Genomic DNA, 22240 nt, shown 5'->3' on the forward strand with positions numbered 1-22240 from the left:
AGGGTCGCAATGCCGGATTAGATCTGCTCGCGGTGGCCTTGGAGTGATGGTCATGCCTCTGGAGCGGGGATCTTAAGCACGATCTTGGCGAGCACGCCGCCTCCGGGACGGTTGGTCACACTGATCGTGCCGTTGTGGGATTCGATAATGTTGCGACTGAGCGTAAGCCCCAGGCCGCTGCCCTGTTTGACCGTGCGTGTGGTGAAAAAGGGATCAAAGATTTTGGTGATGTCTTTTTCTGAAATTCCCGCACCCGTGTCCTCGATATCAATCACAAAGACTTCTTCGCCCTCGTGGAATTGATCCGGCCGGCGCACGGCGGACTTTTCTTGTATACGTTGAAAGACATCTGTGTACGTGGCCACAGTGAGGATCCCTCCATCGGGCATGGCCTGCAAGGCATTGCGGTACACAGAAACCAAAGCTTGATTGAACTTCTCGTGGTCCAGTGCAATCTTGGGCAGGTTCCTGCCCAGCTTCTTCACGATCTTGATGTTGTTCTTTTTGAATTCCTGATCCATGAGAAAGAGGGCCTTTTCCACCACCGTGTTGACAGTCTCCTGGTGGGGAGTGCCGCGTTGCGCCCCGGAGAGATTGGAGAGATCCTCGATAATCGTATCCACCTGCTTCACAGAGTCTTCGATATTGCGCAGAGCGTCCTGGGTTTTGTCGTCATCCGTGTTGGTGTGTTTGAAGAGAAAGTGTGTGGCTAGCAGAATGCTGGTAAGAGGGTGCTTGATTTCATCGGCCATACGTTTGGCCAAACGGCCGGAAGATTCGAATTTTTCAGCCTGAATAAGCTGATCCTGCGTGGCCTGGAGCTCTTGGTGTGTGCGTTGGAGCTGGGCCTTGTCCGCGGCGTGCGTGAGAAGCTCCGTTTGCAAGCGCTCGATTGTAACGTGGAGTTCCCGGGAGGAACGCTCTATCCTTGAATGGGAAATCAGAAGATCCTGCACAATATCGTGGATCATGTTGCGGCCGAAAAACAGGCCGAGCAGGGCGATAAAGATGCTCAACAAAAAGTAGAAACCGTCCAGACCGATGAGTGCATTGACGGAAAAGAAGCGGACGGTAATCAGATAAAGACAGATGAGCAAGGGAATGATGCTCATTAGGGCAAATGCCACGTGGAAACGAGCTAGAGTGGCCTCGGATAAGCTGACCGGTATAGGAGGATTCTTCTCAGTGCTCACGCCCATAGTATACGACGGCACAAGGTGTAAGCCCAGTGCAGGGCTAGCTGAGCTTGAGCGCTGCCAAGGTGCGGGGCGGGAGAGTGTATGGAGTTCCGCAGGGGATCTGCTCCCCGTGTCTTTCAGGAACAGAAGTGTGGATCATGGTTGTCCACGAGTGCGGGGCCCGGTAACAGGGCGGGTAGAAAACTTGTTCCGAATGGCCGGCGTTCATCAAGATAAAAAAGGTCGAGTCCGCGCCCACCAACCACATCCCGATGCATAACAGGTTCGGGGACTGCCAGTCGCTTTGCTTCATCTCCTGGCCGGAAGGTTTCAGCCAGAGCACGTCTTTGGCACGCAAACCCGGGAGAAATCGGCCGGTGAGGTACTCTGTGCGTCCTAACAGGGGCTCTGTCCGGCGCAGCCGGATAACGTGCTTGGTAAACTCAAGGAATTCTTGATCCGTTGGACTGAGATCCCAGTTAAGCCAGCTAAGTTCGCTATCTTGGCAATAGGCGTTGTTATTACCGAGCTGCGTGTGCCCGAGTTCGTCTCCGCCCAGGATCATGGGCGTGCCTATCGAGATCATGAGCGTGGCCATGAAATTGCGCTTATGCTTTTGGCGGCGGGAAACCGTCTCCGGGTCGTCGGTGGGCCCTTCAACCCCGCAGTTCCAGCTCAGGTTGTGGCTTTCGCCGTCCCGGTTGTTTTCGCCGTTGGCCTCGTTGTGCTTGGAGTTGTAGCTGACCAAGTCTTGGAGGGTAAATCCGTCGTGGCAGGTCACAAAGTTGATGCTTGCGCTTGGAGGCCGGCCCTTTGTATCAAATTCCCATCCGCTGCCGCACACACGTGAGATGAAGTCAGGGAGTGTTCCGGGCGTGCTTTTCCAATAGTTGCGCACGGCGCTGCGGAACTTATCATTCCATTCAGTCCAGGGCGGCGGGAAGTTTCCCAATTGATATCCGTCAAATCCGAGGTCCCATGGTTCAGCGATAAGTTTTGTCTTGTTTAGAAGAGGGTCCTCATTGATTTCCCTAAAGAACGCCCCGTTCATTTCCACGGAGTCTTTGCCGCGCGCCAAGGCAGTGGCTAAATCAAAACGGAAGCCGTCCACGTGCATCTCTCCCACCCAGTAGCGCAGGCTGTCGAGCACGAGCTGGCGCACCTGCGGGTGGCGCAGATTCAAGGTATTTCCGCAGCCGGAGAAGTTCTGGTAGAAACGCGGGTTGTTTGGTTCCAAACGGTAGTAGCTGGCATTGTCGATTCCCCGGAAATTGAGGGTGGGGCCGAATTGATTGCCCTCAGCCGTGTGGTTGTAGACCACATCCAGAATCACCTCGATGCCGGCATTATGAAAGGACTTGACCATGTTGCGGAATTCATGGATAGCAAGCACCGGATCCTGTGCTGCGGCGTACTCGTAGTGGGGGATGAAGAAGGAGAGGGTGTTGTAGCCCCAATAATTGGTGGTTCCTTTGTCTTCGAGGTGGCGGTCGTCTGCATGAAGGTGCACGGGCAGCAGTTCGATCGCCGTGATGCCCAATTCTTGGAGGTGGCGGATCACGGGTTCGCTGGCAAGGCCCGCGTAAGTGCCGCGCAACTCCCTGGGGACTTTGGGGTGCAGGGCGGTCATGCCTTTGACGTGCGTTTCGTAAATCAGGGTTTTGTCCCAGGGCACCAGCGGAGCCTTGTCCTCGCCCCAATCATAGTGCTCCTCAACGACCATCCCCAGCGGAGCGCAGGCGGCGCTGTCTTTGCGGTCCATGAAGAGATCGCTGCGGCGTTTGGTAAATCGATAGGAAAAGAGTTCGTCCGACCACTTCAGCGGCCGGCCCAAAGCTTTGGCATAAGGATCCAGCAGGACCTTGAAGGGATTGAAACGGTGCCCCTGGCGCGGGGTGTAGGGGCCGTGAATGCGGTAGCCGTAAAGCTGGCCCGGGCCGATTGCGGGCAAGTAGGCGTGCCAGACTCCCTGGGTGCGTTCTTGCAGAGGCAGGCGATGGGTTTCACGCGCAGCTTCCGGTGAATCAAAGAGGCAGAGTTCCACCGAAGTCGCGTGTTTGGCAAAGATGGCAAAGTTGGTCCCACTGCCGTCAAAGGTCGCCCCCAAGGGGGTTGCGCGTCCGGTTTCGAGGGTTGGAGCGGATGTACTCAAGATGGGTCATTATAGCGGTGCTCAGCTTGATGCTCAACACCGGGGAGGCGTGGCTTGATACGGGTCCTATTTGTAGTAGAATCCCATAGGAGTATATAGGGCATTAATTATGGCAAATGAAAAACTTAATCTCCTGTTGGTAGAAGACAGTCCTACTGAGGCGGCTCTAATTCAAGAACGCCTGGAAGAGGCTTTCTCCGGTAAATTTTTTATTGAGCATCACAGCTTGCTCGTCACTGCCATTGACCGTCTGGGGCGCGGGCACATTGATGTTGTGCTCTTGGACTTGCACTTGCCCGATAGCCAGGGTCTTTGCACGGTTCAACGCGTGTGCGAATCAGTGCCGCAGGTTCCTGTCGTGGTTCTCACGGGCTTGGACGATGATTCGGCCGGGGTTCAGGCGGTTCGCTTCGGGGCCCAGGACTATCTTGTGAAGGGGCATTTTTCCGGAAGTGAGATTTTGCGGGTCCTGCGTTATGCAATTGAACGCCACAAGATTCTTGAAAAACTCAAGTCCACTCAGCTGCAACTAGTTGAATCAGCAAAGTTTGAGTCTGTGGGCCGCTTGGCTCAAGGCGTGGCGCACGAGGTCAAGAATCCCCTAGCCATTCTCCTTGTCGGAGTTGAGTACCTGGCTGAAAAGATCCCGGGGGACAAGGATCTGCTCGGAATCCTGGAAAATATGGACCGGGCGATCAGGCGGGCCGACAAGATCATCAACGGTCTGGTGGACCTCTCTGTGGAGCGGGAACTGCGCTTTGAGGTGGATGACCTCAACATTGTGGTTGAACACGTGCTGCTGTTGCTGACGCATGATTTGGCGCGCGCGCAGATCACAGTCATTCCCAGACTAGTTGAGGGCCTTCCTCCTGTGCTGGTGAACCGGGGCCGTCTGGAGCAGGTATTTATCAGTATTTTCCTCAACAGTATTTACGCAATGGCGGATGGTGGTGTGCTCAAGATCAAGACAGCTGTCCGGGAAGTCCGTGAGTTGGACAAGGAAGTGGGTTCGAAAGTTCCGGAGCGCCTGGCGGCTGACCAAAAAGTGGTTGTGGTGGAAATCGAAGACTCCGGCCCCGGGATCGGCGCAGAGGAAATGGAAAAGGTTTTTGACCCCTTCTTCACAACCAAACCCACGGGCCAGGGACCCGGACTGGGGCTGTCGGTGGCACGCAAGATTATGGAACTCCACAAAGGGATTATTTACCTAGCCAACCGGCCAGAGGGTGGTGTGCGCGCCACCCTGATCTTTGAGCCTGCTGCACGCCAGGAGCAGGGATCTCGCGCAGGCACGCAACGACGTCCTACGTAGGGATTCACTGGAACTGTATGCTCGAGCAAATCCTAAGCCCGTCCTCTTATTCCTCTTCCGCCTTTGCTCTTGCCCCCGCTTTTGTCGGTCTCTACGTCCTCTGTGTTGCATTCGCCACACTGGTGCACGAGCGATTTTCCAAGATTAGCCTAACCTATGCCTTGTCCTGCGCAGGTGTTGCCGTTTGGTATTCCTCTATGTCGATGAATTACATGGCAAACAGCCATGAGTTGAACGCGTGGTGGATCAAAACCGGACTCCTGTTTTTTTGTATGACTCCATCCATGATTATCGACACGAGCGCGGGAATTATCCGCAGGACACGACAATTCCGCACGTTGTTGCGGGTTAGCCATGCCCTTTCCTTTATTTACTTTGTGACTATCCTGCTCGGACTCGGATTCTACACGGGCATTCATCACTATGAATGGGGCCACTATCCGGTATACGGCTTGGTCGGATGGTCCTTTGTCTTGTTTTTTGCCGGGGCAGTGCTTTTTAATCTGTGGTGCTTCAGAAAGTCCAGTAATGAATCGGATTCGCCTTTGCACAAAAAGAGATTGCGGGCTTTTGCGATCGCCTATGCTGTTTGTTACTTAGGTGCTTGGGACTTTCTGCCAGTCTTTGGAGTTGACGCTTATCCTTACGGCCCCGTTCCGGTGGGCGCCGGGTTTACCCTGATGGCCTTTGCCATATGGCAGTATCGCTTGGTGGCGATCACACCGTCTCTTGCAGCTAAACACATCATTAAGACAATGCCGGAAGCGCTATTTGTTTTTGATAACGAGGGGATTCTGAGCATCGTCAACCAATCCGGATGCGATTTGCTAGGCCGGCAAGAAACTGATCTTGTCGAGAAATCAATTGTCCGGATTGATGATTCGGTGTTGACCCCTAAGTTTGTGCAGGAACTGATCGAGCTTGGAAATGTCAAAGATATGGAAATAGTACACCAGGGGAGGGAGGGTCAACGCTGGCTCAGCCTTTCTTCCCAAACGATGACCTCCGCGGACGGCAATTTGGAGGGCCTGGTGATTGTGGCGCGTGACATTACTGAGCGCAAAAGTGTTGAGAACGGGATCTTGCTTGCGCGAACGGAACTGGCTAATACCCAGCTCCAAATAGCCAGGATGGAGAAGCTCCAGTCTATGGGACGTTTGGTTGCGGGCGTGGCTCATGAAGTCCTGAACCCTCTCACCACCATCAAATTGGGGGCGGAGGTTTTACGCGGAAGGCTTGTGCGAAACGAGGATCTGCATCCCATTGCGCAGGATATTCTGGATGCCGGTGTGCGCGCGGAGGAGGTCTTGAAAAGGCTGATAAAGTTTTCCACCAGTTCGGAATTTAAGTTGCAGGAATGCAGCTTGAACCGCATCGTGGAGTCCGCTCTCCTGGTTCTGGAGCCCGAGATCAAGATCAGGCAGGTGAAGTTGGAATTGAATTTGGCTTCGGGCTTGCCGGCACTCCAATTGGATGCAGGGAAGATCGAACAGGCATTGGTCAATGTATTGTCGAACGCGATTCAGGCGGCACCCATTCGCGGTTCGTTGAAGGTTTCGTCCAAATTTCTCAACTCTTGCCGTTTCGACAACAGTGATGCGAATAACCGTCAGGCGGACCGGCTGCGCACGGGCGATAGTGTGATTGCGGTCGATATCGAGGACAACGGGCCGGGTATCTCGGAATCTCTCCTTGGCAATGTATTCGATCCCTTTTACACAACCAAACCCACGGGCAAGGCGATGGGTCTGGGGCTTACCGTGGCGCAGAAGATCGTGGAGTTGCACGGCGGGACCATTCATTTGCGGAATCGCAAAGAGGGAGGTGTTTGCGCTACTGTGTGTCTGAAGGTGTCTGACCCGGTACCGCATTAGCGATTTCCGCGCAGGTTAAGAACTGCCGTCCTTGAGCGCGCAGCTGCTTAACCCACTCTGTAAAAAATGCCTTCTGGCTGGGGCCGCAACGCCGGTAGTAGTACTGCTTCTTCCATCCGGCCACATTCAACCCTTCCACCGGACACCCGGCTAAATCGAAACAATGAGCATAGCAGACCACCGTTTCCAGGCCCCGGGTTGTGTGAGCGGCCGCTGCTAAAGCAGCAGGTCCCATTCCCATCAGCGCGGAACTCGAATAGGGCATGCCGCGCGCCATGAGTCGCGTGACCGGCACCCGGACCAGCTTAGGAGTTGCGGGGTCGATATGAGGCGGGACCCGCGAAAGCAGCGAAGAATCGTAATCGAAAAACTTTTCAACTTCGGAGAGGATCAGAGGGTTTGTCTGAAGGCTCATCGCGCGAAAACCCTTAATCTCAATGCCCTCCCGGTCAAAAGCTGCCTTGGACTCCTCAATGATTCCCGGGATGCCGGAGGGCTCGAGCTGCGTGAGACACTGCTTGTTCCCTTTGTCCATTTCGGAGTGGTGCGCGCCGTGACTGGCGATCTCATGCGGGGATTCCCTTAGCGCGCGGATCACATCCGGATTTCGCTCCAGTACCGAAGTTGTGCAAAAGAAAGTAGCCCGGATCCCGAGTTCCCCCAGCAGATCGAGAAATGCGTGGACCCCTTCCGGCGCAGCTTCAAAGGTGTGTTCGACATCAATGCTGAGGACGGCTTTTAGCATCAGGCTCGTTTATCTGCGGACACGATGAAGGTATCGGCCCACAAGGTGTTCCAAAGTCCGGTGAAGTGTTCCCAAATCAGATACGGCCGGTCGTGGGCGTGGCTGTACTCGAAACGGATACCCAAAACGTCCAGGTATTCTGGAAGCTCTCTTGCGCTGCTAAAAGGGACAATGATGTAAAGGTTCCGGCCGGTCAGAGAGTTGATCGTGAATCCTGTTTGCTCCAATAGCGTCTTCAGGCTTGCGGCTGAGAAGAAACGCAGGTGCTCGGAGTGCTGCACCTCCGAGCAGGTTTTCCCCAATAGATGCAAAAGGCGGTAAGCAATGTGCGCGCTATTGGGGGTGGTGAGCAGCAGCCGGCCGCCCGGCTTCAGCACGCGGCGGATTTCCGTGAGCAGCGCAGTGGGATTCGCCACATGTTCGAGCAGCTCCGTGCACCAAACGAGATCAAACTCGGCATCGGAAAGAGGCAAAGCTTCTTCAAGATTCGCTGTTTGTCCCTCAATGCCGCGCTCCCGGAGTTTTTGGATTGCATTGGAGCTGATATCAATACCGTAGACCTCGTGACCCATTTCTTTAAGCCGCGAAGCCATCACACCCGAGCCGCACCCCAAATCCAGCGCCCGGCCCGGCTTCAGCCCGCGCGCTTGCTCCAGAGCCCTCAGCTTATAGCTGTGCAGGACCTCTTCACCCGAAGCATACTTTTGTTGGTAATATTCGACATTCGGCATTTAGCGGAACCAGGTTCGGAGCATAACCCATCCGAAACCCAGAGGGTACCGTAGGCCCGGCGGTTTCTTGCTCATTCCGTTCTCCCGGTTGGCCACGGTGACAGGAACTTCCTTGTACCTCAGCCCCTTTCTGCGGGATTCAATCAAGATTTCCGGGGCGCTAAACCGGGATTCTTTCAGATTAAGGCGCATCAGATCTTGGGCGCGGATCGCGCGAAAGCCGTTGGTGACATCGGACACGCGCCTGCCGGTGAGTACGCTGGCCACTTTGGAAAAAAAGACAATGCCCGCGTGCCTTCCCGAGCCTTTTCCTTCGTACTCCCCCAGAAAACGGGAACCCACCACCAAATCCGCCTCATCATTGAGCACAGGCAAGACCAGGCGCTCAACCTCTTCCGGCTGGTGTTGGCCGTCCGCGTCCATGGTGACGATAACATCTGCTCCGTGCTCCAAAGCAATTTCAAATCCGGCGCGCAGCGCATCTCCCTGCCCACGGTTGATAATCAAGCTCGTCACAGGGTGGGCTGCATCGCGGCAAAGGGTATGCGTGTTGTCAGTGGCGCCGTCCACCACAACAATGGGTTTGACTTCACTGCTTCCGATCGTAGTGGGGAGGCGGCTGAGGACCCCTTGGATGGTGTCGCTTTCGTTAAAGGCGGGGATGACGACTGCGGTTAGAGTTCCGCCTGCTTTAATTCCGGAATGGGCTTGGGCAAATTCCGCGCGGGCCAAAGTCCGCACCAGATCGGACAGATGGCGCTGAGAGGCGCGCACTTGGTCCACCAAATAGAGCACGAGGAGGAAAAGAATGCCGTTCGCGACCACCACCAGAGTGAGCCAGCGGATCTGCATATTGAGGGAGCGGCGAACGAAGTCCAGAAGAGAGGGGAACGCGCTGGTCGCGATAATGGTGAGGGCAACAGCCCAGAACACAGCCAGATCCAGCCGCCTCAGGCTGCCGGAACGGAAGCGGCGATAAGTGAAAAAGGCCAGCCAAAGGCCGACCAGTATTCCTAAAATTTGGATATTTCTCATGTTAAGTACTCTTGGTTCGCTGCAGATAAAGGGTGCCCAAAGCCCCCCACACCCCAACGACAATCCATTGTATCACATGGCTTCCTACGGCCAGAAAGGCGGGGTTGGGCAGGCCCTCGCCCAAGCGGAGTCCCAGAAAGACGCTGGCTTCCCAAGTGCCGAGCCCTCCGGCGGTCTGCACTGTCTTTGAAAGCGAGAGAAAAACATAGATGAGGAGCAAGGAGGCGAGGCTGGGTGTGTGACCGACGGATTGCAGCAGGAAACTCAAGAAGACCAGGCGAACAATCTGTATGAGGAAACTGGCTGCGATCAATTTGAGATAGAGGCGGCGTTCGTGGAGCTTCCGGAGTTCAAAGGCCGTGTTGCGCAGCCAGCCGACCAGTTTCTTATGGAAGCGGGGTCCCTTCCCTTCATGGGCGCGCGGCTGGAGATTCTTGCGGCTCAGAATCTCCAGGCTGAGAACAAAGGCCCCGGTGCCGATCCATCCGATGGCCACAGCCCAAGTGAGCTCCGTGTAATAGGGGAGGATGCTCTGGGGCCGCAGCGCCCAGAATCCGGTCAAGAAAAGCATGAGTGCGAGCGTGTCTCCCACATAGGTAAAGACAAAAGCGGATCCGGACTCCGCGAGGGACAGCTTGAGATAGTTGCGAGCCATATATAGAAATGAGGCGGATCCCGAGTGGCTGGGCAGGATGTGATACCAGACCGTGAAGATGCACAGAATGGCCGTGAGCATACCCAGTTCCCGAATTTGAAGCAGCCACGCCGTGATCCAGGCAGAGCCCATGTTGATTAGGAAAAAGAGACTCAGCGCGACCAGAAGGGGCCCTAAGTGAAAGGCCTTTTTTACCCCGGCCCACTCTTCAAAGGGGACTTGCAGCAAGACAAAAACGAAGAGACACAGAGGAATTAAGCCGCGCAGAAAAGTTTTCATCGAAGCAGCGTTCTTCTGATGTGCCGGCCCATCCTCTCAAGCAAGGGCCTGGGCATGTTTTGAAAGAAGGCTGCCCCGATGCGCAACTGCGGGTGTTCCTGAGAAAGCGGGGGAATGGCCCGGATCTCATCGCGGATCAGATCCCATCCCAAATCCCATCTTAAACTTTCCTCCACACCCCATTTCTCTTTGAAGCGGCGCTGCCCGCTGTATTTCATAGGACCGAAATCCACGGCATCCAAGCCCATTTGGTGGGCCAGCTCAATGGCTTGCCAGTGGGCCAGATCATTGCATCGGTACTCCAGCCCTTCCTTTTTGGAGAGGGTGAAAAGAAGCTCCATCTGGTTTGCGGTGTATCCGGCCAGGAGCAGGGCGAGAACCGTGTCCTTATGGAATACTTGGATAAGAAGCAGATGGGTCTGGTCCAAGCTGAACCAAGTTTCGAAATAGGGTCTGGGATGAGGCGGAGTGCCGAAGCGTTTCATTCCTCCCAGATAGAAGGAGTAGAAAAGATCTGTGTTGGCCCTTGTGGGAGGAGCGGTGCGAACGTGCAAGCCGGAACGTTCGGCCTTATTGAGGGCCTTCTTCAAAGAATAATGAAGCTCGGACTGGATCTCGACCAACTCTCTCAGGGGAAGTCTTGCATAAGGATAGGCTGCCGCCAGGGGCATGCTGTTCTCCAAGCCTTCGATTAAAGGCATCCCGATGAAACGAACGGATTTGAGTTCCAGTTTGCGCATTTCTTCAAGCAGGCAATGGCGCGCCCACATATCCCACCGGCGTGAGGATCCTGCGCTGCCGACGGGGAGCAGCAAACCGGGACGGGCGCAAAACGGAAGCCCTACAGCTTTAGCCTTTTGGGGATGGCGAACGATGGCCAGCTGGCACTCTTCTCCGGTACTGCAGCAGGTGCTCAAATAATGAGTGGCCAAACCATAAGTGTCTTCGAGCACATGGGCCATGATGGGTTGGTGGAAGACAGATCCATCAGGATGAGTGAGAGCCGCACTCTGGACCCGCGTATTGGCAATGGAGTACTTTGGTCCGGGTCTCTTGAACATGGACCGTATTTTAGCATAGGATAAGCCTATGAAATCCCGGACGAAAACAATTGTAGCAGTAGTAGTTGTGTTCCTTTTTGCCTGGGGTATCCGCTCTGTCTTCAATATTCTATTCCCGGCAAAGGGTGCGCTGGATACCCCCTGGTACACAGAGGGGGCGCAGATTCTGCTGCAGCCCGGCGGATTTATGCGGCTTGTGGATATGGGATATGGGTATTATCTGGGACGGATGACCCATATTGGCTTTATCGCGGTATGTCAGCTGCTGTTCGGATTGCCGGCAACGGTACCGATGGTTCAGATTCAGGCTTTCTTGAGCGCGGTCACCGTGCTCATCCTCTATTTCTCGGCCAGGCGCTTCGCTTCGAAAGAATCCGCTTTGGGCGCGATGATTCTCGCTGCGGCGCACATGCCCTTTGCGTTTTGGGCAGGGTACATCTTATCTGAGACAGTGTTCCTCCTATTTGTGGCGATTTGGGCCTTCTTTGCTATCCGGCTGGCCCAGGAGTGGAAGTGGACGAATCTTGCGGGCTTTCTCGGCTTTGCCCTGGTGTGTGTTTTTACCCGGCCCAATGCCTTGGGATATGCGGTCTTAGCCGCAGTATGGGTGCTTTGGGTCTGGGTGAGGAACTCTATTCAGAGAGGCTCCCGGGCTCATACCTGGCTGAAGCTCACCGTTGTCGCACTGAGCCTTTGTTATTTTTGGACCGTCTGGTTTACCTTCGAAAATATTAATCGCCCGGAAGAAGAACGCTGGAGCGGTTTCAGCTATATCATGAAGGATTACAATTCGAGGAATGAGAATTTCAAAGAGTGGTCCAAGCCGGAATGGGGTTGGTTGGTTTATACGGAGTATCGCAACTATGTGGTCCACGACATGGACGACAATGCCGAAAAGCTGCGAGTGCAGTTGCGGAAGGCCTGGATGTATTGGAAACCCTGGCGGGAATGGTTTTCACTTAAGCATAACGTATATAACACGTTCTACATGGTCCTGGCCGGCGGGCTGGGTGTCTTGGGGCTGGTGTTTCTCTCGCGCAAGCGCCCTGCATTTAGAGACTTTGTTTTGCTTGTGTTTCTTTACCATACGAGTATCGCTGTTGTAGACAGTCCGGGAGCAGACGGGCGCTACCGTTTGCCTTGTGAGTATTTGTTGCTTTTGGTGTCCGCCGGGGGTCTTGAGTGGTTGCGTTACTTTTGGAACAGTAAAGCAAAAGAGGGTACAACAAGGCGGGATAAAGGGAGTCTGCAAGATGAGGCGGGTATGCGCAGCGGATAGTAGACCCCGAGACTTTCCTTTGCGGCCAATCCGGCCTGATTTCCGAGAGCTAGAATTTCTTCAAACCGGTATTGACGGGGCCGCATGCCATTGGCTGCGGCGGGTCTCTTCATTAACTGGACTCCGCGGCGGATCCAGCTCTGTGCATTAAGACAGGCCACAAAGAAGGTGCCGCCTGGCCGTAGCACTCGTCGGGCTTCGGCAAAAAGAGTCTGAGGCTGCTCCAAGAGTCCGATGACTCCGTGACATAACACGAGATCAAATGTTTGAGAGTCAAAAGGAAGGCTTCCAGCAGATCCCAAGGCCACCCTCAGGCCCTTTTGCACAGCGAGCTTGGCCATTTCCGGGCTGATGTCGATTCCATAAACGATATTGTTTTCAAGCAGGGGCCGGACAAAAAGCCCAGAGCCGCAACCGATCTCCAAAACGGCTTGCTTGCGGACTTTTCCAATAAGTCTGAACCATTGTTGGCAGGCAACATAGCTTCCCGCATCACGATAGTCGTTGGCCTCAGGCGTGTCGCCCAAGCGGTTTGCCTGCGAGTCGTAATGAGTTTTCCACGAGGCACTTGGAGATTTAACTGATGTTGGCATCATTGGTTAGCTTCCTGGACAATGAACATTCCCCATTGTACAGTAAACATATTCTGCAAGGGAGGGACTGTTTTTGGGCCGGATGGAAATACTCTTTCGATTTCCCGGGTTATACCGGTTCAAACGCGCAATGACGCGTTTGTTTGCGGTTCGGAGCGGATGGGATCCCAGAGCTTACCTGGAGCAGGGACTGGTCCTGGATCTGGGATGCGGGCCGGATGAGTCAGACACGGATCTCTCTGGCATCAAACGGGTTGGGATTGATGTTTCCGTTCCCTTCCTCCGCGCGGCCAAGTGTTCCAGTCCTTCCGGATATTTTGTGAGGGCCAGCGCCGAGAAACTTCCCTTTGTGGACGGCGCGTTTCAGGCGACTTTTGTAAGCTGTGTTCTGCATCATATTCCGGTGGACACCCGCTTGATCATAGAAGAAATCCGCCGGGTGACGCGAGAGCATCTTGTGCTGGTGGAACCTCTGCAGTCTGAGAGAGGGTTTCCCAGATGGGTCAAGACCCTCTGGTGGCGCATGACGGACGGAGGGTGTGCGTATCTGCCTGAATCCGAGTGGAATGAGTTGTTGGCGGGTTGGGACCAGGTGCAGCGCATCGAAGAAGGCAGGCTGTTTAAGAACACCTTCAGGTTTATTGGATCACGAACGAAAGACCCGGCATTCGAAGGGAGCGCACAATGAAGATTATGATTGCAGGAGTGGACGGATACTTGGGGTGGGCCTTGGCGCAGCATTTGACCATGCGCGGACATGAGGTGAGCGGTTTTGATACTTATGCAAGACGGGATTGGGTCGCGGAAGTGGGTTCGCAATCGGCCACTCCGATTGTGCGCATGACCGAACGCTTGGCTGCGTTCAGGCGGGAGTACGGAGTCAATCTTCAGTTCCGGCGTCTCGATATTATGGATTACAATGCGCTCGCTTTGTTTCTGCGATCCGTGCAACCCGATGCGATCGTGCACCTGGCGGAGATGCCTTCGGCGCCTTATAGCATGATGGATGCGCACCACGCGGTTTACACCCAGTCGAACAATGTCTTGGGCACTCTGAATCTGCTCTTCGCCATCCACGAACATTGTCCAAATGCCCATCTTGTCAAACTGGGGACCATGGGAGAGTACGGAACGCCGAATATTGATATCCCTGAGGGCTTTTTTGAAATTGAGTACCGCGGCCGCAAGGCCACGTTGCCTTTCCCGCGCCAGGCCGGCAGCTGGTATCACCAGAGCAAGGTGCACGACTCGCACAATGTCGCCTTTGCGTGCAAGATCTGGGGCCTGCGTTCCACGGATATCATGCAGGGTGTGGTTTTCGGCACGCGCATTGAGAATCAGCCCGAAGACGAGAGGCTTCTCACCCGGTTTGATTTTGACCAGAGCTTTGGCACCGCGATTAACCGGTACTGCGCGCAAGCCGTTATCGGGGAGCCCCTGTCGGTTTTTGGCGCCGGGGGCCAGAGCCGTGGATTTTTGCCGCTCAAGGATTCCATGCAGTGCATCAGCTGCATTATTGAGAATCCCGCGCAGAAAGGCGAATACCGCGTCCTCAATCAGTTCGACAAGGTGTTTGATGTGACCGAGCTTGCTGAAAAAGTGCAGCAGATCGGAAAGTGCGTGGGCCTGAAGGTGGAAGTCAATCATATCGAGAACCCTCGTATGGAAGCGGAGTCGCATTACTACAATCCGGACCGGGAAGGTTTGCTTCGGCTCGGGTATAAGCCAACCGAAGATATTGACTCTGAGATAGAGAACATGTTAGAAGATTTAATGCAGTATCGTGAACGTATCGAGGCCAGAGCAGAGGCTTTGATTCCCGATATCCGCTGGGACGGTACGATACGCAAGTCCGAGGTGATTCAACCCAAGACGGTGACTAGCGCAAAGTGAAAGTCTTAATTACCGGTGGATGCGGATTCATCGGTTCCAATCTCATTGACTACCTGCTTCCCAGGGGATACGAGCTCTCTATCCTCGACAATCTCAGCTCCGCAAGCGACGAATACGCGCGCGCCCAAAATGTCCCTGTCCAAGCCGGCGATATCCTGGATGACAATGCACTGAGTCAGAGCCTGGCCAATGTGGAATCGGTCGTGCATTTGGCCGCGCTGACCAGTGTGCCCGATTCTATGGCGGATCCGTTGAGTAATTTCCGTGTCAATGTGGAAGGGACGTGGAAGGTGCTGGAAGCCTGCCGCACAGCCGGGGTGACACGCTTTGTTTTTGCCAGTTCCAACGCGGCCGTGGGGGAGCAGGAACCCCCGATCCGGGAGGACATTTTGCCGGCGCCCAAATCGCCTTACGGCGCGAGCAAGCTCATGGGAGAGGCGCTGGTCAGGAGCTATGCCGAGGCCTACGGGATCCAGGCCCTTTCCCTGCGTTTTGCCAATGTGTTCGGGCCCCATGCGGAGACCAAGGGAGCGGTTGTCGCGGCTTTTCAACGCAGTATTAAGCAGGGTAAACAGCTCACTATCTACGGGGACGGGGAACAGACCCGCGATTTTGTGCACGCTGCAGATATTGCGCAGGCCATCGAATTGGGCTTACAGAAGGGCGGCCACGGGCAGGTGTATCAGATTGCCAGCGGGAAAGAGACCTCCATTTTGGAACTGGCCATGAAGATTCTGAACCTGCACGGCAAAAACTACAAAGAAGGGGTGTGTTTTGCAGAGGCCCGGCCGGGAGATATTCTGCGCAATTACTCGGATATCGGCAGGGCAAGCGCGGAATTAGGATATGAGCCCAAAGAAGACCTCTGGTCCTTCCTAGAAGAATCCAAGATGCAGCCGAGCGGCTTCTGACATCATATTTTTGTCCCAGGGCGGTTCCCATACAAGTTCAACACGAGCTACGGCCACTCCCTCCACTCTCTCTGCAGCGCGCTGGACCGCAGGCGGGATGCTCTGTGCTTCGGGACAGGCCGGGGAAGTGAGGGTCATCCTGATGTCGACCTCACCCTCATCGTTGATCTCCAATCCGTAGATCAGACCCAATTCATAAATATCAATCGGAATCTCGGGATCGTAAACAGTCTTTAAAGCTTGCACAATATGGTCTTTGAGTTGTTCCTTATCCATTAGACTATCTCTCTAAAGGTTCTCATTCGGTTGAAACCGGGTCTTCTTGATTCTCGAGGGCTGCCCGCAGCGTGTGCCAGGCGAGAGTGGCGCATTTGACGCGGGACGGAAATTCCCGAACCCCTCCGAAGACTGCGAGTTTTCCCAGGTTCTCGCTGATCTCGGCATTGCCCGTAACCACGTTGTGAAATGTCTCAAAAAGTGTTGCAGCCTCCTCCACGGACTTGCCTTTGAGGAGTGTGGTCATTAAGGAAGAAGACGCAGTGGAGATGGCGCAGCCTGAGCCTTCGAACTTGATATCCTCGATTATCCCGTCCTTTACCAAGAGATAGACCGTGATCTTATCCCCGCACAGGGGGTTGTCTCCGTGTGCGCAGTGATTGGCCTTGTCTATCTTGCCGAAATTCCGGGGCTTCTTGTTGTGGTCCAGGATGACTTCCTGGTAGAGATCGCGCAGACCGGACATTAGGCAAAAACCTCGCTGACCTTCTGAATTCCCCGAACCAGGGCATCGATTTCTTGAACCGTGTTGTAGAGTCCGAAAGAGGCGCGGGCCGAGGCCGGAATGCCGTAATGATCCATTACGGGTTGAGTGCAGTGGTGCCCGCTTCGAATGGCAATCCCTTCCTGGTCGAGAATCGTCCCCACATCATGGGCGTGGGCCCCCTCAATGACAAAGGAAAGGACGCCGGCTTTTTGTTCGGCCGTCCCGATCAAACGCACACCCTTTAAAGCACTGATACGGGCCGTGGCATGCTGAAGGAGCTCGGATTCATGTGCGGCAATGGCTTCCAGACCCAGGCTCTTCAGATAATCAACGGCTGCGCCCAGACCGATACTGCCCGCAATATTCGGTGTTCCGGCCTCGAACTTGTAGGGCAGATCGTTGTATGTGGTTTTTTCAAAAGACACCGAGCGGATCATGTCTCCTCCGCCTTGGTAGGGCGGGAGTCTATCCAGCCATTCGGTCTTGGCATAGAGCACGCCGATTCCCGTGGGGCCGTAAAGTTTGTGTCCGGAAAGCACAAAAAAGTCACAGTCGAGTTCCCGGACGTTGACCCTAAAATGGGGAGCGGATTGCGCACCGTCAATCAGCACGGGGATGCCGCGGGCATGGGCTCGTTGAATAATTTCTTCAATAGGATTAATGGTGCCCAGGGAATTAGATAGGTGCACCACAGAAACCAGCTTGGTCTTCTCGTTCAAGGCCTTATCGAACTCATCCAAGAGGAGTGTACCGCTTTGGTCAAAGGGGACTATCCGCAGCTTGACGCCGGTCTCATCGCGCAAAATCTGCCAGGGCACGATGTTGGAGTGGTGTTCCATTTCGGTGATGAGTATTTCATCCCCGGGGCGGAGTAAGGAGCGGCCCAGGCTGTGGGCCACAAGGTTGATGGCCTCTGTGGCGCCGCGCACAAACACGATTTCATGCGCGTGTTGTGCGCCGAGAAAGTCTTGAACTTTCTGCCGCGAAGTCTCGTAGGAGGCTGTGGCACGCTCGCTCAAAGTGTGTACGCCGCGATGAATATTGGCGTTGTCTTGGGTGTAGTAGTTCTCCAGGGCATCAAGGACCTGACGGGGCTTTTGGGTGGTGGCGGCGTTGTCCAGGTACACGAGCGGGTGGCCGTGCACTTGTTGGTGCAATATGGGGAAGTCCCGGCGGATTTGTGCAATATTCAAGGCGTTCATCCGACGCTTTCAAAAATACGGGCACTGGGCATGCAGCGGGGCAGTGTCTTCCAGTGCAGGTGATCGGCCAGCAGCGGGATCTGGACCCGCTCCAGCAACTCAGAAGCAAACGCGAGAGTCAGAATATGGCGTGCAGCGTTCGCTCCCACTCCGCGAGAGCGCAGATAAAACAGCGCGTCTTCATCCAATTGGCCCACTGTGGCGCCGTGCGAACACTTCACATCATTCGCGTAAATCTCCAGCTCCGGCTTGGTATCGATCTGCGCGTCCTCCGAGAGCAGCAGGTTGCGGTTTTCCTGGCGTGCATCCGTTCCCTGGGAATCAGGTCTTACCATGACCTTGCCGTTAAAAACAGCGCGCGACTTGCCGTTCAAAATGCCTTTGTAAAATTCGTGGCTGGTGCACCGCGGACTGATATGGTCTATGAGCGTGTGGTTGTCTAAATGTTGTGTGCCACGCGAGCTATACAGACCGTATAAAGAACATTTGGCGCCCTCTTCCGTTAATCGCACGTTTAGATCTGTGCGGGCGAGAGCGGATCCTGTACAAAAATTATGAGATACGTAGTTTGAGTTCGAGGCTTGCTTCACCTCAATAAGGTTTGTGTGATAGGCGGTAACGCTCTCTTCTTGCAGGAGGTAGTGCTCAATTGAGGAATTGTCGTCCAAGACGAGCTCGCACACACAATTGGCCCAATAGTGTGAATCCAAACCATCCACATGATATTGGATGAGCGAGGCCTCGGAGCCCGGGCTGGCTACCACCAGGACGCGCGGAAAGGTGACGAGCATATCTTTTTTACCGCCGGAAGCAAAAACGATTTGGATGGGTTCGTGCACAATGGTGCCGGGTGCGATGTGGACAAAGGCGCCATCCGTCCAAAAGGCGGTGTTGAGCGCAACCAGGGCATTTCCTTGGCAAGGCGCGACGTGCGTCATGTAATTATCCACAGCGACCGGGCTGTTTTTGAAGGCAATGGAAAGAGGGCAGACTGTTACACCAGGCGGTAGTTCGTTCAGCCGGGACTGTGCCGCGTTGAAGACTCCGTTGATAAAGACCAGACGGTGGCCCGGGAGTTCCGCTGCTGTCTTGTCCTGCAGATCGCTTAGGTCAAAGCCCTCTTGGTCTAAGGTTGCCGCGGGGATAAAGGGGGTGTGTGCCAGTGCGGCGAGGTTGGTATATTTCCAATTCTCCTCCCGGATCGTGGGGAAGCCCAGTCCGGCAAAATGCTCAATAGCCGCCTTACGCAGCGGACGGGCCCAATCCGGCGAGATTTCCATGAGATGGGATTCCATCTGTGCAAAGTGCTCGGTGTAGCGATCCTGTGCGTCGAGTTTATTGATCATGAGTTGACGTTTGCCGCTTCTTCTTCGATCCAGGCATAGCCCTTTTCTTCAAGCTCCATGGCCAGTTCTTTGCCGCCTGACTTCACAATCCTGCCGTGATACAAAACATGCACGAAATCAGGCACCAGATAGTTGAGCAGGCGCTGGTAGTGTGTGATGACGAGCACGCTATGGGCCGCGCTCCGCAAACGATTGACTCCATTGGCCACCACGCGCAAGGCATCGATATCCAGACCGGAGTCGGTTTCGTCCAAAATGGCGAGCTTGGGTTCCAGGACCGCCATCTGAAAAATTTCGTTGCGTTTCTTCTCACCCCCGGAAAATCCGCAGTTTACGGGCCGGTTGAGGAAGCCCTCGTCCAGATTCACCCACTTGATCTTTTCTTTGACCAGGGCCAGAAAATCCATGGCGTCCATCTCTTCTTCACCGCGATGCTTGTGTAACGCATTGACTGCGGCCTTGAGAAAATAGGTGTTGCTCACACCGGCAATTTCCGTGGGGTACTGAAAGGCGAGGAAGAGGCCGGCGCGGGCGCGTTCCTCCGGGGCCATGGATAAGAGATCTTTTCCCTCAAAAAGGACCCGGCCTTGGGTTACTTCATAAGCACTGCGGCCGGCCAGAACATTGGACAGGGTGCTTTTTCCGGAACCGTTCGGGCCCATGATGCAATGCACCTCGCCCGGGCCAATCTTCAGGTCAATGCCGCGTAATATTTGATTTCCATCGATGGATGCGTTTAGGTTCTTAATTTCCAGCATGGTGTTCTCCATAATCGTTGCTAAAAGAGACTCCGTCATCGCGATGACGCTACGCGTCACCCAACACTCCCTTCCAAACTCAAATTCAATAGGTTCTGAGCTTCTACAGCGAACTCCATAGGCAGCTCGCTAAATACCTCTTTGCAAAATCCGTTTACAATAAGCGAGACCGCGTCTTCCTCCGAGATTCCGCGCTGCATGCAGTAGAAGAGCTGGTCTTCCCCGATTTTGGAGGTTGAGGCCTCGTGTTCAAGTTTTGCGGAAGTATTGCGCACCTCAATATACGGAAAGGTATGCGCTCCGCAGAGATCTCCCATGAGCAAGGAGTCACACTGCGAGTAGTTACGGGCGTTTTGCGCTCCCTTTTGAATTTTAACCAGGCCGCGATAGGAATTCTGCGCGTGGCCGGCGCTGATGCCTTTGGAAATAATCGTGCTCTTGGTATTCTTGCCCACATGAATCATCTTGGACCCCGTGTCCGCTTGCTGGTAGTTGTTCGTGACCGCCACACTGTAGAATTCACCCACAGAGTTGTCCCCCAAGAGAACGCAGCTGGGATACTTCCAGGTAATCGCGGATCCGGTTTCCACCTGGGTCCAAGAAATCTTTGAGTTTACACCGCGGCAGGCTCCGCGCTTGGTCACGAAGTTATAGATACCGCCTTTGCCCTCTTTGTCGCCCGGATACCAGTTTTGAACGGTGGAGTACTTGATTTGCGCGTTGTCCATGGCGACCAACTCAACCACGGCCGCGTGGAGTTGGTTCTCGTCGCGCCGGGGGGCGGTGCAGCCTTCCAGGTAACTTACATACGAGCCCTCTTCCGCGATGATCAGCGTGCGTTCGAACTGGCCGGTTTCCGCCGCGTTGATGCGGAAATAAGTGGAAAGCTCCATGGGGCAGCGCACGCCTTTGGGGATATAGCAAAAGGAACCATCGGTGAAAACGGCGGAGTTGAGTGCGGCAAAAAAATTGTCCGTGTAAGGAACAACAGACCCCAGGTATTTTTGCACGAGTTCCGGGTGTTCGTTCACAGCCTCGGAAAAAGAAGAGAAAAGGATGCCTTTTGCAGCCAAGGTTTGCTTGAAAGTTGTGCCCACGGAAACACTGTCAAAGATTGCGTCCACAGCAATAGCCGATTGCTGTGTTGCAGGGCTGTCATCCGCGCCCTCGACTCCGGCCAGGCGCTTTTGCTCCTTCAAAGAAATCCCCAGCTTATCGAAGGTCTCTTTAATCTCCGGGTCCAGTTCCTCCAGGCTTTTGAGCTTCTTCTTCTTCTTCATAGGGGCGGAATAATAGCGGATATCCTGATAGTCGATCGGATCGTAATGGATATGTGGCCAGGCAGGTTCTTTGAGTGTGAGCCAATGGCGAAAGGCCTTGAGCCGCCATTCCAACAAGAATTCCGGCTCCTTCTTTTTGGAGCTGATCAGGCGAATGACATCCTCGTTCAAACCCTTGGCCAGAGTGTCGGATTCCACATCCGTGACAAAGCCGTACTTGTAATCCTGTTCCGTGAGTTTGTGGAGGGGATCAGAGATCATGAGGTTGCCTATGCTTTCTTACAGTCGCAGAGCATGGAGGCCGGTGCGACCATTTCGGCCAGAGATACGTTAGTGAGTGCCGAAGAGATGAGTTGGTTGATAATTTGCCAATGCTGGCCTACCGGGCAAAGCGCTTCGTGATTGCAGTCGCGGTTGCTTGCATCGTCACTGCATTGCGTGATGGCAATGGGACCCTCCAAGGCCACGATGATATCGGCCAGGCTGATGTCCCGGGGCTTGCGCGCCAGTTCATAGCCGCCCTTGACCCCGCGATGGGAGATCAGCAATCCCTCGCGCGTCAGGCGTTTGAGCACCTTGCCCACAGTGGCCTCAGGCAGTTGGGTAAACTGCACCAGGTCGCGGGCTGTGAAGGTGCTTTGTCCGCTGTTTGAGGCACAGCGGACCATGAGGATGATACCGTAGTCAGCCAATTTGCTCATTCGCAGCATAGTAGGGGATTCCTCTAAAAGGTGATGGAGCTCATAAATAGGACTAAACTAGTACTAGTTTAGCGCGCCTGGAGCGAATGTCAACCGGTTTAGTCCCAATTTGAGAAGGAGTTGTGTGTGGTAGGATGAGGATTCTTGGGTGTCAGTTTGAGCATCATGGTTTTTAGAATCGATTACCGTTAGGAGGAGCGAGTGTTGGGAAATATGAAGCACATGATGAAGATGGCGAAGGCAATGCAGAAGTTGATGAAAGACAAGGACTTCCAGGCCATGATGGCCAACCCCAAGGTTCAGGAATTGATGGCGGATCCGGAGTTCAAGCAGATCGCGGAGAGCCGGCAGTTCGACAAACTTTCCACTCACCCCAAGCTGTCGGCACTGGTCCAGGATCCCGGCTTTCAGAAGCTGGCCTTGGAACTCCAGGGCAAACTCCGCTAAATCCCGGGGACGGTTCTTGATTACCCCTTTCATCACGGCAGCTTA

General features: G+C 54.5%; 22 protein-coding genes. 7 read left to right on the forward strand and 15 right to left on the reverse strand.

Annotation, left to right across the window (positions count from 1 at the left end):
• Window positions 1–50 precede the first annotated feature (50 nt).
• Entirely contained in the window at window positions 51–1112 is a 1062-nt protein-coding gene (locus JW937_03500) for a hypothetical protein (GenBank protein ID MBN1586478.1), read from the reverse strand.
• A 124-nt stretch (window positions 1113–1236) separates the two neighbouring features.
• On the reverse strand, window positions 1237–3330 hold the full coding sequence (gene glgX, locus JW937_03505) for a glycogen debranching protein GlgX (protein MBN1586479.1): 2094 nt from the start codon (window positions 3328–3330) through the stop codon (window positions 1237–1239).
• Window positions 3331–3439: 109 nt separating this feature from the next.
• On the opposite strand from glgX, the gene JW937_03510 reads away from it, so the two are divergent.
• Both JW937_03510 and JW937_03515 read left to right on the forward strand, forming a co-directional pair.
• Window positions 3440–4642: a response regulator gene (locus JW937_03510; GenBank protein ID MBN1586480.1), complete on the forward strand. Its 1203-nt coding sequence runs from the start codon at window positions 3440–3442 to the stop codon at window positions 4640–4642.
• 122 nt (window positions 4643–4764) lie between these two features.
• Window positions 4765–6516: a PAS domain S-box protein gene (locus JW937_03515; GenBank protein ID MBN1586481.1), complete on the forward strand. Its 1752-nt coding sequence runs from the start codon at window positions 4765–4767 to the stop codon at window positions 6514–6516.
• On the opposite strand, the gene JW937_03520 is transcribed toward JW937_03515, so the two are convergent.
• The 5 genes from JW937_03520 to JW937_03540 are packed head-to-tail and all read right to left on the reverse strand — an operon-like array spanning window position 6476 to window position 11022.
• Complete coding sequence (locus JW937_03520) at window positions 6476–7261, reverse strand: polysaccharide deacetylase family protein (GenBank protein MBN1586482.1); 786 nt, start codon at window positions 7259–7261, stop codon at window positions 6476–6478. The genes JW937_03515 and JW937_03520 overlap by 41 nt on opposite strands.
• The gene (locus tag JW937_03525) at window positions 7261–7992 is read right to left on the reverse strand and encodes a class I SAM-dependent methyltransferase (protein MBN1586483.1); all 732 of its coding nucleotides are present in this window, start codon (window positions 7990–7992) and stop codon (window positions 7261–7263) included. The genes JW937_03520 and JW937_03525 overlap by 1 nt, the downstream gene beginning before the upstream one ends.
• Entirely contained in the window at window positions 7993–9027 is a 1035-nt protein-coding gene (locus JW937_03530) for a DUF2304 family protein (GenBank protein ID MBN1586484.1), read from the reverse strand. It abuts the gene before it with no gap.
• 1 nt (window position 9028) lies between these two features.
• Window positions 9029–9961, reverse strand: a complete 933-nt coding sequence (locus tag JW937_03535) for a flippase-like domain-containing protein (protein MBN1586485.1) — start codon at window positions 9959–9961, stop codon at window positions 9029–9031.
• Entirely contained in the window at window positions 9958–11022 is a 1065-nt protein-coding gene (locus JW937_03540; GenBank protein ID MBN1586486.1) for a GNAT family N-acetyltransferase, read from the reverse strand. The genes JW937_03535 and JW937_03540 overlap by 4 nt, the downstream gene beginning before the upstream one ends.
• 28 nt (window positions 11023–11050) lie before the next feature.
• Here JW937_03540 and JW937_03545 point away from each other — a divergent pair, with 28 nt between their 5' ends.
• The gene (locus tag JW937_03545; GenBank protein ID MBN1586487.1) at window positions 11051–12301 is read left to right on the forward strand and encodes a glycosyltransferase family 39 protein; all 1251 of its coding nucleotides are present in this window, start codon (window positions 11051–11053) and stop codon (window positions 12299–12301) included.
• Here JW937_03545 and JW937_03550 read toward each other — a convergent pair.
• Complete coding sequence (locus JW937_03550; protein MBN1586488.1) at window positions 12214–12897, reverse strand: class I SAM-dependent methyltransferase; 684 nt, start codon at window positions 12895–12897, stop codon at window positions 12214–12216. The genes JW937_03545 and JW937_03550 overlap by 88 nt on opposite strands.
• Window positions 12898–12976: 79 nt before the next feature.
• Between JW937_03550 and JW937_03555 the strand changes: the two genes are divergently transcribed.
• From JW937_03555 to JW937_03565, 3 genes are read left to right on the forward strand one after another with little or no spacing between them, the layout of a single operon-like run.
• Window positions 12977–13582: a class I SAM-dependent methyltransferase gene (locus JW937_03555; GenBank protein MBN1586489.1), complete on the forward strand. Its 606-nt coding sequence runs from the start codon at window positions 12977–12979 to the stop codon at window positions 13580–13582.
• Window positions 13579–14787, forward strand: a complete 1209-nt coding sequence (locus tag JW937_03560) for an NAD-dependent epimerase/dehydratase family protein (GenBank protein MBN1586490.1) — start codon at window positions 13579–13581, stop codon at window positions 14785–14787. The genes JW937_03555 and JW937_03560 overlap by 4 nt, the downstream gene beginning before the upstream one ends.
• Window positions 14784–15698 (forward strand): NAD-dependent epimerase/dehydratase family protein, encoded by a 915-nt coding sequence (locus tag JW937_03565; GenBank protein ID MBN1586491.1) that lies wholly within the window; start codon window positions 14784–14786, stop codon window positions 15696–15698. The genes JW937_03560 and JW937_03565 overlap by 4 nt, the downstream gene beginning before the upstream one ends.
• Here JW937_03565 and JW937_03570 read toward each other — a convergent pair.
• From JW937_03570 to JW937_03600, 7 genes are read right to left on the reverse strand one after another with little or no spacing between them, the layout of a single operon-like run.
• The gene (locus JW937_03570) at window positions 15663–15974 is read right to left on the reverse strand and encodes an SUF system Fe-S cluster assembly protein (protein MBN1586492.1); all 312 of its coding nucleotides are present in this window, start codon (window positions 15972–15974) and stop codon (window positions 15663–15665) included. The two genes, JW937_03565 and JW937_03570, sit on opposite strands and share 36 nt — an antisense overlap.
• A gap of 22 nt (window positions 15975–15996) precedes the next feature.
• Entirely contained in the window at window positions 15997–16440 is a 444-nt protein-coding gene (locus JW937_03575; protein ID MBN1586493.1) for an SUF system NifU family Fe-S cluster assembly protein, read from the reverse strand.
• The gene (locus JW937_03580) at window positions 16440–17654 is read right to left on the reverse strand and encodes a cysteine desulfurase (GenBank protein ID MBN1586494.1); all 1215 of its coding nucleotides are present in this window, start codon (window positions 17652–17654) and stop codon (window positions 16440–16442) included. Before JW937_03580 ends, JW937_03575 begins: the two co-directional genes overlap by 1 nt.
• Window positions 17655–17659: 5 nt before the next feature.
• Complete coding sequence (gene sufD, locus JW937_03585; protein ID MBN1586495.1) at window positions 17660–19009, reverse strand: Fe-S cluster assembly protein SufD; 1350 nt, start codon at window positions 19007–19009, stop codon at window positions 17660–17662.
• A complete protein-coding gene (gene sufC / locus JW937_03590; GenBank protein ID MBN1586496.1) occupies window positions 19006–19767 on the reverse strand; it encodes a Fe-S cluster assembly ATPase SufC in 762 nt (253 codons plus the stop codon). Before sufC ends, sufD begins: the two co-directional genes overlap by 4 nt.
• 56 nt (window positions 19768–19823) lie before the next feature.
• Entirely contained in the window at window positions 19824–21308 is a 1485-nt protein-coding gene (gene sufB, locus JW937_03595) for a Fe-S cluster assembly protein SufB (GenBank protein ID MBN1586497.1), read from the reverse strand.
• Window positions 21309–21316: 8 nt separating this feature from the next.
• Complete coding sequence (locus JW937_03600; GenBank protein MBN1586498.1) at window positions 21317–21757, reverse strand: SUF system Fe-S cluster assembly regulator; 441 nt, start codon at window positions 21755–21757, stop codon at window positions 21317–21319.
• 204 nt (window positions 21758–21961) lie between these two features.
• Here JW937_03600 and JW937_03605 point away from each other — a divergent pair, with 204 nt between their 5' ends.
• Complete coding sequence (locus JW937_03605; GenBank protein ID MBN1586499.1) at window positions 21962–22195, forward strand: hypothetical protein; 234 nt, start codon at window positions 21962–21964, stop codon at window positions 22193–22195.
• Window positions 22196–22240 lie beyond the last annotated feature (45 nt).

Source organism: Candidatus Omnitrophota bacterium (assembly GCA_016929445.1).
Lineage (GTDB): Bacteria > Omnitrophota > Gorgyraeia > JAFGIU01 > JAFGIU01 > JAFGIU01.

Excerpts from the sequence above, each read along its gene's own strand:
- JW937_03535 (MBN1586485.1), bottom strand. The coding sequence starts at position 9,961 with ATGAAAACTTTTCTGCGCGGCTTAATTCCTCTGTGTCTCTTCGTTTTT.
- sufC (MBN1586496.1), bottom strand. The coding sequence starts at position 19,767 with ATGCTGGAAATTAAGAACCTAAACGCATCCATCGATGGAAATCAAATA.
- JW937_03575 (MBN1586493.1), bottom strand. The coding sequence starts at position 16,440 with ATGTCCGGTCTGCGCGATCTCTACCAGGAAGTCATCCTGGACCACAAC.
- JW937_03550 (MBN1586488.1), bottom strand. The coding sequence starts at position 12,897 with ATGATGCCAACATCAGTTAAATCTCCAAGTGCCTCGTGGAAAACTCAT.
- JW937_03605 (MBN1586499.1), top strand. The coding sequence starts at position 21,962 with ATGAAGCACATGATGAAGATGGCGAAGGCAATGCAGAAGTTGATGAAA.
- JW937_03520 (MBN1586482.1), bottom strand. The coding sequence starts at position 7,261 with ATGCTAAAAGCCGTCCTCAGCATTGATGTCGAACACACCTTTGAAGCT.
- JW937_03500 (MBN1586478.1), bottom strand. The coding sequence starts at position 1,112 with ATGAGCATCATTCCCTTGCTCATCTGTCTTTATCTGATTACCGTCCGC.
- JW937_03530 (MBN1586484.1), bottom strand. The coding sequence starts at position 9,027 with ATGAGAAATATCCAAATTTTAGGAATACTGGTCGGCCTTTGGCTGGCC.
- JW937_03510 (MBN1586480.1), top strand. The coding sequence starts at position 3,440 with ATGGCAAATGAAAAACTTAATCTCCTGTTGGTAGAAGACAGTCCTACT.
- JW937_03600 (MBN1586498.1), bottom strand. The coding sequence starts at position 21,757 with ATGCTGCGAATGAGCAAATTGGCTGACTACGGTATCATCCTCATGGTC.
- sufB (MBN1586497.1), bottom strand. The coding sequence starts at position 21,308 with ATGATCTCTGATCCCCTCCACAAACTCACGGAACAGGATTACAAGTAC.
- JW937_03540 (MBN1586486.1), bottom strand. The coding sequence starts at position 11,022 with ATGTTCAAGAGACCCGGACCAAAGTACTCCATTGCCAATACGCGGGTC.
- JW937_03570 (MBN1586492.1), bottom strand. The coding sequence starts at position 15,974 with ATGGATAAGGAACAACTCAAAGACCATATTGTGCAAGCTTTAAAGACT.
- JW937_03545 (MBN1586487.1), top strand. The coding sequence starts at position 11,051 with ATGAAATCCCGGACGAAAACAATTGTAGCAGTAGTAGTTGTGTTCCTT.
- JW937_03555 (MBN1586489.1), top strand. The coding sequence starts at position 12,977 with ATGGAAATACTCTTTCGATTTCCCGGGTTATACCGGTTCAAACGCGCA.
- sufD (MBN1586495.1), bottom strand. The coding sequence starts at position 19,009 with ATGATCAATAAACTCGACGCACAGGATCGCTACACCGAGCACTTTGCA.
- JW937_03525 (MBN1586483.1), bottom strand. The coding sequence starts at position 7,992 with ATGCCGAATGTCGAATATTACCAACAAAAGTATGCTTCGGGTGAAGAG.
- JW937_03560 (MBN1586490.1), top strand. The coding sequence starts at position 13,579 with ATGAAGATTATGATTGCAGGAGTGGACGGATACTTGGGGTGGGCCTTG.